This is a genomic window from Bordetella sp., assembly GCF_057362025.1.
On the sequence record NZ_JBMQQZ010000085.1, the window covers coordinates 29,097 to 41,112 of the forward strand.

Below are 12,016 nucleotides of genomic sequence, written 5' to 3' on the forward strand. Positions count from 1 at the left end.
GTTATTGCGCGTTCTGTTCCAGGGCGGCGCAGGCGGCGCGCAGGATGCGGGCGTAGGCGTCCTGGTTGGGTTCGATGCGATAGACGGGGGCTCCGACCGAAATCGCATAATGCTCGCCGCCCAGCGCCAACGGCCAGGCGATGGCGCCGACCTCGGCCAGCGACTCGCCCAGGTTGCGGAACCAGCCGCGCTGGCGCGACGCGGCGATATCGGCCTCCACCGCTTCGGGCGCGACCATGGTCCTGTCGTTGTAGCGGACCAGCGGCCCGCGCCGCAGCAGCTCTCTTTGCTTGTCCACGGGCAGCGTGGACAACAGCGCCTTGCCCAGCGAATTGGCATGCAGTTCGCGGAATTCGCCTGCCACCGGGGCATAGCGGATGGTGTGCGGGGAGTCCAGCACCTCCAGGTAGACGACCCGGTAATCCGGCGTCAGTTTGCCGAACACCACGGTTTCCCGCGTGGCTTCGCGCAATTCCAGCAGGCTGGGATACACGCGGTCGCGCACGGGATCGTTGCGGGCGATCTGCTGCGCCATGGCCAGCAGCCGGCTGGTGGGGTAATAGCCGTTGCGGCGGCCCACCTCGTATAGATAACCCAGTTCAGCCAGCGTGCGGATCAGCGCCAGGCAGCTGGAGACGGGCACTTCCAGCAGGCGCGCCAGCTCCGACAGTGCCAGCGGCCGCTTTTCCCGCGCATAGACCTCGATGATCTCGATAACCCGCAAGGCCGTTTTGACGCTCATCGTGCTCCCGTTCGGAAACCGTCGCCGTACCGCATGATCCGTATGCGTGCCCGGCCTAGGCCGTTTCGCTTTCGAAACGGCAGACGGAATACAGCGGCGTGCCGGTTTCCGCCACGGCGGCCGCGCCCTTCAGGAACGGCAGGTCGATGATGGTGGCCGCTTCGACGACATTGGCGCCCAGGCGCTGCAGCAGCTTGATCGCGGCGATCATGGTCCCGCCGGTGGCGATCAGGTCGTCGACCAGCAGCACGCGCTGGCCGGGACGCACGGCGTCCGCATGCATTTCCACGGCGGCGTTGGCGTATTCCATCGCATAGGATTCGGCCACCGTGCGGTAAGGCAGCTTGCCTTGCTTGCGCACCGGGACGAAACCGAGGTTCAGCTCATAGGCCAGTACGCTGCCTATGATGAAGCCGCGCGCGTCCACGCCGGCGACCAGGTCCAGCCGCTGCCGCATATAGCGGTAGACGAACAGATCGATCAGGACGCGAAAAGTGCGCGGATCCTGGAGTACCGGTGTGATGTCCCGGAAGACCACTCCTGGCTTGGGCCAGTCGGGCACGCTGCGGATGGTGCGCCGGACGAGCTCGGCGTAGTCGGTGTGCATGATGGCGTCCGCCGTAGGGAGTGTGGCCGGAAACTATAACCCGCCGTGGGGGTATCACACCAATGCGGGTGTCTTGCCGGCGGACGAGGCCCGCCGCGCGCGCGGTGTTGCCGGGGCGCCCGCACGGGTCCGGCCCTGGGCGGGGATGCTATCGGCGACATTCTGCAGCGACGTGGCGATATGCCCGAGGAATTCCTCTACCATCCCCGGCAGCAGGCGGCCTTCCATGGTGTGCACCTGCAGCCGCCGCATCGCCATTTTCGGGTGGTCCAGCCGCCGCGCCACCAGGCCGCCGCGCCGCAGGGCGGATTCCGCCGGAAGATACGCCCCCAGCATCACGCGGTCAGAGTTGCGCACGAACGACATCAGCGCGGCCGACAGGTTACTGACGAACACGGGCTCGAAGCTCAGGCCTTCCATCCGCCAGCAGCGCTCCAGCAGCTTGCGCGTGGCAGATGTAGCGTCGCCCGTCGCCAGCGCATAAGGCAGCAGCTCGCGCGGGATGACGCAAGCCTGGCGGGACAGCGGATGCGTCCGGCACATAACGGCGTAGATGGGCGCGGGCATGGAATGGCGCGCCACCGTGCCCTGGGTTGCTTCCGAGCTGAAGGACACGGCCAGGTCGGCCTCGCCTTGCGCCACCCGGCGCACCGCTTCGGCCTGCGGACACACATGCAGGCTGAATCGCGCATGCGGATGGCGCGTGCGGAAAGCCGACATGAGCTCTGGCAGGAAATGATGCGCCGGACCGTCGGTGGCGACCACGCGGATGGTCCCGCTGGGCGCGCCGCGCAGGCTGGTGATGTCCTGCAGCACGGCATCCGCTTCCAACAGGGTGCGGCGGGCATGGGCCAGCAACAGTTCGCCGGCTTCGCTGAGCACCATGCCGCGCGACATGCGGGTGAACAGCGGCGTGCCGACCTCCGCCTCCAGTTTGGCGATCTGCCGGCTGATCGCCGACACGGCCACGAAAAGGCGTTCCGACGCGGCGCTCAGGCTGCCCGTGGCGGCGACCTCGGCGAAATACTTCAGAGCGACACCGTGCATGGGCGACCTCTCGGGCGGCAAGGCAAGGGTTTGCCTTTTTGGCAATACAAGGACGAAATATTCTAATAGCCCTGGGCCTCGCGCGGCCCTTAGAATCGAAAGAAAAAGCCATCACATGGGGATCGCAAAGCCGATGTAACCGCAACATCGGCGCCAGCGCCGGGACGCTTGCCCCACGGGCATGCCGTGACATCCGGCCCCCTTTCACGTCACAGGTTTACCGCGCTGCCGCTTTCGCTTTTGGATCATGGCATCACAGAATCCCCCTCCCGACCCGCCGCCCGATTCCGGCGAGCGCCGCCCGCCTCTTGTGTTTCCCATGCTGCCGAACCTGAACCGTATCGCAGGAGCCCCGATGCCCGCCGATGCCACCCTTCCCATTCGTCCCTTTGAACTACCCTGCCCCGACCTGAACGTGGAACGCGCCGGCAATACGGGAACGGAAGGCATCTGGCACTTCGATTCCGGCCTGCCCGGGCGCAGCGTCATGCTGACCGCACTCATCCATGGCAACGAACTGTGCGGCGCCTGGGCCTTGAAGGCCGTGCTGGCGCAGGGCGTGCGCCCGCGAACCGGCGCGTTGACGCTGGCGTTCTGCAACCTTGCCGCCTTCGACCGCTTCGATGCGGCCAATTACGCGTCATCGCGGTACGTCGACGAAGACATGAACCGTATCTGGACCGGCGACAGGCTATCCGACGACAGCACCCAGGAACGCCGCCGCGCCGCCGCGATCCTGCCCTGGCTGAGGAAAGCCGACTGGCTGCTGGACATCCACTCCATGAGCAATTCGGTCGTGCCCTTGCAAATGGCCGGCGTGCAGCAGCGCAACATCGATCTGGCCCTGACGCTGGGCAATCCGGCGAAGATCATCGCCGACGCCGGCCACGCCGCCGGCGTACGCATGCGCGACTACGGCAAATTCGGCGAAGAAGGCGACAACGGCACGCGCTCGCTGCTGATCGAATGCGGCTTCCATGGCGCCCTGGCCGCCCGCGACGTGGCAGTGGACCAGACCGCGCGTTTCCTGGTCGCGTCGGGCATCGTCGAATCCACCGACCTGCCCGGCGCCTGGTTCGCGCCCACGGCGCCCAGCCAGGAGGCCCTGCTGGTCACGCACGCCATCGCCGCCAAGAGCACGGATTTCCGCTTCGCCGAACCCTGGAAAGGCCTGGAAAAACTGGCCAAGGCAGGCACCGTCATCGGCTGGTCCGAGGGCGAGCCGGTCGTCACCCCTTACGACGACTGCGTGCTGATCATGCCGTCGCTGGCCAATGTGCGGGCCGGTGTCACCGTCGTGCGCCTGGCGCGCCCCATTACCGGCGGCTGAGGCGCGACGACCGCCGCACGCTGCCCCGGGCTATCCCGCCGCTGCCGCACGCAGTAAAGTAGCGGCCAAGCGCTTGCGCCACATCCAAAGACATCATCCGGGGAATTGCCGCGTGGCATTGTTCATCCTGCGCCGGCTCATACAGAGCCTGTTCGTCCTGCTTGCCGTATCCGTCGTCGTTTTTTTCGCGGTCTATGCCGTCGGCGATCCCATCGAACTCCTGGTCAGTCCCGAAGTCAGCCTGGCCGATCGCCAGCAGATGATCGCCCGGCTCGGCCTGGATTTGCCCGTGTGGCAGCAATATGCCGGCTTCGTGTGGCGCGCCCTGCACGGCGACCTGGGCATATCCTTCGTACAGGGCGTACCGGCGATCTCCCTGATCCTGCAGCGCCTGCCGGCCACTTTCGAACTCGTGGTCGCCGCCATCCTGCTGACCTGTCTGCTGGGCATTCCGCTGGGCCTGCTGGCCGGGTTGCGGCGCGACACGGCGCTGGGCCGCGGCATCCTCGCGACATCCGTGCTTGGCTTTTCCCTGCCTGCCTTCTGGCTGGGCATGATGCTGATACTGATGTTCGCCGTCTGGCTTGGATGGCTGCCGGCCTCCGGCCGGGGCGAAACGGTAAGCGTGCTGGGCATCCCGTTTTCCTTCCTGACGCGTGACGGCCTGGCGCACATGGCGATGCCGGCCCTGAACCTGGCGCTGGCCAACGTGGCGCTGGTGCTGCGCATGACCGCGTCCGGGGTAGCCGAAGCCGAGAGCCAGGAATACGTCAAGTTCGCCCGCGCCAAGGGCATCCGCCCGGGCCGCATCGTCAGCCGCCACATCCTGCGCAACATCCTGATCCCCGTGGTCACCGTGGTCGGCATGGAGTTCGGCCAGTTGATCGCCTATTCGACCATTACCGAAACCGTCTTCGCGTGGCCCGGCATGGGCAAGCTGCTGATCGACAGCGTGTACCAGCTGGACAGGCCGGTGGTGGTGGCCTACGTCATGTTCGTCACCTTCCTGTTCGTCCTGATCAACCTGATCGTCGACATCCTGTATGCCGTGCTCGATCCGCGCGTGCAGCTGACCGCGCCGGCGCGTTGAGCGCCGCCTGCCCGCATCCGACATACTCATACCCACGCCATGCCCGATTCCGCTTCCTCCGGCCGCACGCGCACCGTCCCGCCCCTGGCCGAGACACCGAGGCGAGCCGCGATCCTGCGCAAGCTGCGCGGCCGGCCCACCGCCCGCGGCACGCTGCTCGTACTCGCCGTGCTGGCGCTGATCATTGTGATCGCCCCTTTCTTCGCACCGCAGAACCCCTACGATCTTGCCAACCTGAGCATCATGGACGGACGCCTGCCGCCGCGTTCCGTATCGTTGGACGGACATACGTACTGGATGGGTACCGACGACCAGGGGCGCGACATGCTCAGCGCCATCCTGTACGGCATACGCATCAGCCTGATCGTCGGCCTGTCCGCGGTGGCCATCGCCACCGCCATCGGCAGTACCGTCGGCCTGCTGGCTGCCTACGCGGGCGGCCGCGTGGATGCGATGCTGATGCGGCTGGTCGATTTCGTCCTGGGCTTTCCCTCCATCCTCGTCGCGCTGGTACTGCTGGCCGTGCTGGGACGCGGCGTCGACAAGGTCATCCTGGCGCTGGTGCTGGTGCAATGGGCGCACTATGCCCGCATCATGCGCGGCCGCGCGCTGCAGGAGCGGCGCAAGGAATACGTCGAAGCGGCCATGAACCTGGGCTTTCCGGCGTGGCGCATCATGATCGTGCACCTCCTGCCCAACTGCGTCGGCCCCATTCTGGTCTACGCCACGGTGCAGATCGCCCACGCGATCGCGCTGGAGGCCACGCTGTCCTTCCTGGGCGTGGGCGTGCCGATCACCGAGCCTTCCCTGGGCCTGCTGATCGCCAACGGATTCCAATACCTGCTGTCCGGCGACTACTGGATCAGCCTGTTCCCCGGCCTGGCACTCCTGTTCCTTATCCTGACCATCAACATCCTGGGCGATCGCCTTCGGGAAAGCCTGGATCCACGCCGATGAGCGACCTGCTTCTGGAGGTGCGCGGACTGCGCACCGCATTTCATACCCCCGCCGGCGCATGGCCGGCCGTCGACGGCGTGGACCTGACGCTGCGCCGTGGCGAAATCCTGGGCCTGGTCGGCGAATCCGGTTCGGGCAAATCCGTGACCGGCTTTTCGCTGATGGGCCTGATCGATCCTCCGGGCGAGGTCGTCGCCGGCGAAGTGCGCTTCAAGGGCGAAGACCTGCGTACGCGCGACGAGGAAGGAATGCGGCGCCTGCGCGGCAACCGCATCGCCATGATCTTCCAGGATCCGCTGATGACGCTCAACCCCGTGCTGCGCATCGGGGAGCAAATGGCCGAGACCATACTGACGCACGAAGACGTCAGCCGCGCCGATGCCATGGCACGCTGCGCGCAGGCGCTGGCCATGGTCGGCATCCCCTCGCCCGAGGCCCGCCTGCGCAGCTTCCCGCACGAATTCTCCGGCGGCATGCGCCAGCGCGTGGCGATCGCCATCGCCTTGCTGAACAAGCCCGACCTGATCATCGCCGACGAGCCGACCACGGCGCTGGACGTCACGATCCAGGGGCAGATTCTGTATCGCATGCAGGAGATCTGCCGCACGCAGAATACGGCGCTGATCTGGATCACCCACGATCTGGGCGTGGTCGCGGAACTGGCCGATCGCATCGCGGTGATGTACGCCGGCCGCATCGTCGAGACCGGTCCGGTGGACGAAGTGCTGGATGCGCCGCGCCATCCCTATACGCAGGGCCTGCTGCGCTCCATGCCCGGCACCGCCCAACCCGGCGCGCGCCTGCGGCAGATCGACGGCATGGCGCCCAGCCTCGCCGCGCGCCCCTCGGGGTGCCCTTTCCGACCGCGCTGCGGCAACGCGGTCACGCGCTGCACGGAACAATTCCCCGGCCCCACGCGCGAAGGCGCCCGCAGCTTCCATTGCTACGCGCCGGTGGCGCGGCCGGGAGCACAGCCATGAGCGCTTCCCCCATGAACGCACCCGTCATCGAACTGCGCGACATCCACAAGCGCTTCGGGCAGCGTCCCGATCTCGCGCAGCGCCTGCTCGCCCTGGCCGGGCGCCGCAACGACCGCACCGTGGTCCACGCGGTGAACGGCGTCAACCTGACGATCGCGGCCGGCGAAGTGGTCGGCCTGGTCGGCGAATCCGGCTGCGGCAAATCGACGCTGGGCCGCGTGGTGGCGGGCCTGCACGCGCCCACACAGGGCGAACTGCGTTACCACGGCCGACCGGTGGCCGACCTGCGCGGACGCGAGCGCCTGGACTATATCCTGGGCGTACAGATGGTGTTCCAGGACCCGCAGGCTTCGCTGAATCCGCGCCATCGCGTGCGGCAGATCCTCGGAGAAGCGCTGAAGGTGCACAAGCTGGCAGCGCCGGCCGAGATCCCCGCGCGCGTCGACAGCGCCCTGGCCGACGTCGGCCTGGGCGCGGACTACCGCGACCGCTTCCCTCACCAGATATCCGGCGGCCAGCGCCAGCGCATCGGCATCGCGCGCGCGCTGATGGTGGCGCCCTCCTTTCTGGTCTGCGACGAACCCGTGGCGGCGCTGGACGTATCCATCCAGGCGCAGGTCATCAACCTGTTCATGGACCTGCGCGAGCGCAACAACTTCACCTATCTGTTCATCAGCCATGACCTGGGGGTGGTGCGGCATATCTCCGACCGCGTCGCCATCATGTACCTGGGCCGCATCGTGGAAACCGCGCCGGCCGCGGAGATCTTCGGCGCGGCGAACCATCCCTACACGCAGGCGCTGCTGGCGGAGGTCCCGGACGTGAAGCGGCGCGGCCGCCGGTTCACGCCCATCCAGGGCGAGATCCCCTCTCCGCTGGCGCCGCCGTCGGGCTGCGCCTTCCATCCCCGCTGTCCTCACGCCATGCCGCGCTGCCGCGAACAAACGCCGCCGCTGGCCGAAATCGCGCCCGCGCACTGGTCGGCCTGCCACTTGAACGATGCGCCCGGCTGAAAGCGCCCGCGCGCCAGCACAGCAGGATTCGAGCAACAAAGACCGCCCCGCATACCGCCGGACCCGATGCCCCAAGGACAATCATGAATGCCTCCAACGCCGAACGCATCAGCCTGGACCTGAACCACCCCGGACGCAACGCCATTCCCTACGTCGACGAGGACCGCAACAGCGACCGGCCGTTCACGCTGCACACCTATCGGCCGTACCACTACACACCCGACCGTCCGGTGGTGTTCGTCCAGCATGGCGTGCTGCGCAACGGCGACGACTACCGGGACTTCTGGATTCCCGCCGCCGACAAGCACAATGTGCTGATCGTCGCGCCCACCTTCTCCAACGAGATCTGGCCCGGCACCGAAAGCTACAACAACGGCCGCGTGTTCACGCCCAGCGGCAATGTGCGCCCCGTGGCCGGCTGGACGTATGTGCTGGTCGAACGCGTATTCAACGACCTGCGCGCCGCCGGCGTCACCGAGGTCGAGCAGGCCTATCTGTTCGGCCATTCCGCGGGCGGCCAGTTCGTGCATCGGCTGATGAGCAGTCAATCGCACGTCCCTTTCAGGGCGGTCACGATCGGCAATCCCGGCTGGTACACCCTGCCCACCTTCGATCATCCCTATCCCGAGGGACTGGATGGCGTGGGCCTGACGCAGGACCATCTGGTGCGCCTGCTGGGCTACCCGATGACCATCCTGGCGGGCGACCAGGACATTGCCACCAGCGATCCCAACCTGCCCTCCGAACCGGCAGCCCAGCGCCAGGGCCCGCATCGCTACGCGCGCGCCCACAACTACTTCGAAGCCGGCAAGCGCGCGGCCACCCGCCTGGGCGTGCCGTTCAACTGGACCCTGCAATCGGTGCCCGGCATCGGCCATGACGGCAAGGCCATGTCCGCCGTCTGTGCCAGCCTGTGGTTCGAAGGCCGCATGCCGGACGACACGGAAATGGCCGCGCTGGCCGGCAAAACGGTTGCCTGAGCAAACCCACAACAAGGAAACGCCATGTCCGCTCAACCTTCTCTTTCCGCCCTGCCCTCGTCGGCCGACATCGCCGCGGGGCTGCGATCCTGGATCGAATGCGAATCGCCCACCCATTTCCCCGCGGGTGTCGCCGCCATGGCCGGCCTGGTACAGGCCGAGGCGCACGCCGCCGGCCTGCGCACGGAACTGAAGCCGCTGGGCGACACGACGGGCCCGCTGCTGGTCGTCTCCAATCGCGCCGCGGACGATACCCGGCCCGGCATCCTGATCCTGGCGCATATGGACACCGTCCACCCCGTCGGCACGCTGCGGGAAACGCCCTATCGCATCGAGGGGGACAAGCTGTACGGCCCGGGCTGCTATGACATGAAGGCCGGCATCTACATGGCGCTGCTGGCCATGGGCCGGCTGGCGACGCCAGGCGCGAGCCGGCTGCCGGTCGACATGGTGCTGGTACCGGACGAGGAAACCGGCAGCCATGCCTCGCGGCCTTTTATCGAAGCCTACGCACGCAATGCCCGCTACGGCCTGGTCTGCGAGCCGGCCCGCGCCAATGGCGGCAAATGCGTGACGGCCCGCAAGGGCACCGGCATGCTGCGGCTTGGCATCAAGGGCCACGCCGCCCACGCCGGCGTCGCCCATGAAAAAGGCCGCAGCGCCATCCGCGAAATGGCGCACCAGATACTGGCGCTGGAAGGCATCACCGATTACGCGCGCGGCGTCACCGTCAGCGTCGGCACCATCGAAGGCGGCACGGCTACCAACACCGTGCCCGCGCTATGCCGCTGCGTGGTGGACTTCCGTGTGCCCGACATGCCCGCGGCCGAAGATACGCTCAAGCGCATGCGCGGGCTGACGCCCGTCGGCCAGGACGTCAGCCTGGACATCGACGTCGAACTGAATCGCCCGCCGATGGTGAAGACCGAAGCCACCACCCAGCTGCTGGGCAAGGCCAGGCTGTTCGCCACGGCCGCCGGCTTCACGCTGGACGACGCGCCGATGACGGGCGGCGGCAGCGACGCCAACTTCACCTCCGCGATGGGCGTCCCCACCCTGGACGGCCTGGGCGCGGACGGCGACGGCGCGCATACGCTGCACGAGCACATCCTGGTCAGCACCCTGGCGGCGCGCGCCAAATTCTGGCATTTGCTGCTCAAGGACCTGGAATAGTTGACCGTATCCTGACGCTACCCATTCGCTTGCTTCATCCTTTGCAGCCATGACGACTCCCATTACCGACCGCCTGCGTGAACTCGGCCTGGAGCTTCCCCGCCTGCCGCAACCCGCCGGCAGCTACGTTCCCTTCCGCCGCCATGGCGACCTCGTCTATCTCGCGGGCCAAACCAGTTCCCGCGACGGCAAGGCGATCTATGCGGGCGCCCTGCACGGGCCGGACGATGTGGAACGCGGCTACGCGGCGGCGCGCCTGTGCATGCTGAATCTGCTCGCCGCGCTATCGCAGGCTTGCGATGGCGATCTGGATCGCGTGGGCGGCTGCCTGAAGGTCAACGGTTTCGTGCTGGCGGCGGCCGGTTTCGACGCCGTGCCGGGGTGTTTTTCCTGAAGTCCTAGGCATCTGCCTGACGGCCAGGCGCCTGGCCGTCGAACGAAGCGGCCCGCGAGCCCCCTTTCCGGCGGGCCGTACCGCGACAAGGATCGAAAGAATCAGATCGACGGCCAGGGCAAGCGATAGGACAGCCCCGCCAGGTCATTCACCGTTCCGATCAGCGTATCGAAGCGCATCGTGGCGCGCCGCTCCAGGCCATACGGTTCCCAGTGCGGCAGGCCGGCGTGATTGGGGTTGCCGCCGCGCGCAAATGCGATCCATGCCCGATGCATGGCATGGGCGATCCCCTGGAACTCCGCTTCGTCCGCGCCCTCCAGCATGGGAGAGTCGCGCCAGTTGTCGCGGTTATTGAAGACGAACGGGATCTCCAGGCAATGGCAGGACTTGAATCCCGGTACCGGCGACTGCCAGTCGAACTGATAGACATAGGCGGCACGGCCCGCCTTCGCCTGCCCTTCCGCCAACCTCAGGCTGCCCATGCGGAAGACCTGGTCGGTGGTCAGGTCGCCCAGCATGGCGGCGGGGCTGGGCACGGCGCGCAGGCGGCGGAATTCGTCGTAGTAGTCCTGGAACCGGGGGCCGCAGATACGCTCGAATACCTGCCGGGCGGCGGCCTCGTCGGCATTCAGGACGGCCTGGTCCACGCAATGGAAGGCAGCCATCTCCTCGCGCGTCGTACCCACCATGACGTCCACGTCGCCACCGGCCCCCGCCTGCAGGCGTTCGACGATGTTGCCCTCGATGACGCGGCCGTCGCGCACCGGCGAGAACGGCAGCGACAGCACGGCAAAGCCCGCCAGGCTGCGCGCCAGCTCGCCCTGCGCGGACAGCAGCTTGCCCACCGGCACCTGCTTCAGCGCCGCTTCGTCGCCGGGTTCGATGCCGACGATATGCGCGTAGCGCGCGCCCAGTTCGGCGGCTTCCGCGGCACCGCGCGAAGGGCGCCCCATGCCTGGGCTTTGCAGGATGGCGCGATGGAACAGGCCCTTGGCATCCGGCATGGTCATCATGGCCGCGATGGAGCCGCCGCCCGCGGATTGCCCGACCACCGTCACGTTGCCGGGATCGCCGCCAAAGGCGGCGATGTTGTCGCGCACCCACCGCAGGGCCTGCATCTGGTCCAGCAGGCCCAGGTTGCCCTCGCTGGTACCGGGCAAATACAGGAAGCCCAGCGCGCCCAGGCGATAATTCACGGACACGAAGACCACGTCGCCGTTGGCCGCGAAACGGTCGCCCGCGTACCACGGCAGCGATCCCGCCCCGCTGGAATACGCGCCGCCATGCAGCCACACCATGACGGGTCGCGCGCCGGCATCGGCCTTCGGCGTCCATAGCGTCAGCGTGAGGCAATCCTCGCTTTGCGGCCGTTCGAAGTCGCCCATGATGTGCGCCAGGCGCGAGCGGCCTTGCGGCGCGATGGGGCCGTCGGCCAGCGCGTCGCGTTCGCCCGGCCAGGCGGCATGATCGCGCGGCGGCTCGAAGCGCAGCTCGCCCACCGGCGGCGCGGCGTAGGGAATGCCGCGAAACACCGCGACGCCGTTTTCCATGCGGCCGCGCAGCTTGCCGGCGCGGGTGGCGACAACGGGCATGGATAGGCTTGCATCTGTCATGAAAGTCTCCAGACCCGCGGGCCGGGCGACTTGCGGAATCTGGATTCCGTCGGCCGGCGGCATGGGGTCAACAATGTCATGGTGTGGTCG

At 67.5% G+C, this 12,016-nt stretch carries 12 protein-coding genes; 8 read left to right on the plus strand and 4 right to left on the minus strand.

Annotation, left to right across the window (positions count from 1 at the left end):
* Window position 1: 1 nt before the first annotated feature.
* The 3 genes from ACO1P8_RS19025 to ACO1P8_RS19035 are packed head-to-tail and all read right to left on the minus strand — an operon-like array spanning window position 2 to window position 2,396.
* Entirely contained in the window at window positions 2–742 is a 741-nt protein-coding gene (locus tag ACO1P8_RS19025) for an IclR family transcriptional regulator (protein ID WP_486297453.1), read from the minus strand.
* Window positions 743–797: 55 nt separating this feature from the next.
* Window positions 798–1,349: an adenine phosphoribosyltransferase gene (locus ACO1P8_RS19030; protein ID WP_486297454.1), complete on the minus strand. Its 552-nt coding sequence runs from the start codon at window positions 1,347–1,349 to the stop codon at window positions 798–800.
* A gap of 54 nt (window positions 1,350–1,403) precedes the next feature.
* On the minus strand, window positions 1,404–2,396 hold the full coding sequence (locus tag ACO1P8_RS19035; RefSeq protein ID WP_486297455.1) for a LysR family transcriptional regulator: 993 nt from the start codon (window positions 2,394–2,396) through the stop codon (window positions 1,404–1,406).
* Between the two features lie 355 nt (window positions 2,397–2,751).
* On the opposite strand from ACO1P8_RS19035, the gene ACO1P8_RS19040 reads away from it, so the two are divergent.
* The 8 genes from ACO1P8_RS19040 (at window position 2,752) to ACO1P8_RS19075 (ending at window position 10,313) form a co-directional block, all read left to right on the plus strand.
* Window positions 2,752–3,726 carry a M14 family metallopeptidase gene (locus ACO1P8_RS19040; RefSeq protein ID WP_486297456.1) on the plus strand — a complete coding sequence of 325 codons (975 nt, stop codon included), beginning with the start codon at window positions 2,752–2,754 and terminating at the stop codon, window positions 3,724–3,726.
* 112 nt (window positions 3,727–3,838) lie between these two features.
* Entirely contained in the window at window positions 3,839–4,816 is a 978-nt protein-coding gene (locus ACO1P8_RS19045) for an ABC transporter permease (RefSeq protein WP_486297457.1), read from the plus strand.
* A gap of 39 nt (window positions 4,817–4,855) precedes the next feature.
* The gene (locus tag ACO1P8_RS19050) at window positions 4,856–5,773 is read left to right on the plus strand and encodes an ABC transporter permease (protein WP_486297458.1); all 918 of its coding nucleotides are present in this window, start codon (window positions 4,856–4,858) and stop codon (window positions 5,771–5,773) included.
* Window positions 5,770–6,753 (plus strand): ABC transporter ATP-binding protein, encoded by a 984-nt coding sequence (locus ACO1P8_RS19055; protein ID WP_486297459.1) that lies wholly within the window; start codon window positions 5,770–5,772, stop codon window positions 6,751–6,753. The genes ACO1P8_RS19050 and ACO1P8_RS19055 overlap by 4 nt, the downstream gene beginning before the upstream one ends.
* Window positions 6,750–7,766: an ABC transporter ATP-binding protein gene (locus ACO1P8_RS19060; protein ID WP_486297460.1), complete on the plus strand. Its 1,017-nt coding sequence runs from the start codon at window positions 6,750–6,752 to the stop codon at window positions 7,764–7,766. The genes ACO1P8_RS19055 and ACO1P8_RS19060 overlap by 4 nt, the downstream gene beginning before the upstream one ends.
* Window positions 7,767–7,849: 83 nt before the next feature.
* On the plus strand, window positions 7,850–8,746 hold the full coding sequence (locus tag ACO1P8_RS19065; RefSeq protein ID WP_486297461.1) for an alpha/beta hydrolase: 897 nt from the start codon (window positions 7,850–7,852) through the stop codon (window positions 8,744–8,746).
* A gap of 24 nt (window positions 8,747–8,770) precedes the next feature.
* Window positions 8,771–9,919: a M20 family metallopeptidase gene (locus ACO1P8_RS19070; RefSeq protein ID WP_486297462.1), complete on the plus strand. Its 1,149-nt coding sequence runs from the start codon at window positions 8,771–8,773 to the stop codon at window positions 9,917–9,919.
* 49 nt (window positions 9,920–9,968) lie between these two features.
* On the plus strand, window positions 9,969–10,313 hold the full coding sequence (locus ACO1P8_RS19075; RefSeq protein WP_486297463.1) for a RidA family protein: 345 nt from the start codon (window positions 9,969–9,971) through the stop codon (window positions 10,311–10,313).
* Between the two features lie 101 nt (window positions 10,314–10,414).
* On the opposite strand, the gene ACO1P8_RS19080 is transcribed toward ACO1P8_RS19075, so the two are convergent.
* Window positions 10,415–11,926 carry a carboxylesterase/lipase family protein gene (locus ACO1P8_RS19080; protein ID WP_486297464.1) on the minus strand — a complete coding sequence of 504 codons (1,512 nt, stop codon included), beginning with the start codon at window positions 11,924–11,926 and terminating at the stop codon, window positions 10,415–10,417.
* Between the last annotated feature and the right edge of the window lie 90 nt (window positions 11,927–12,016).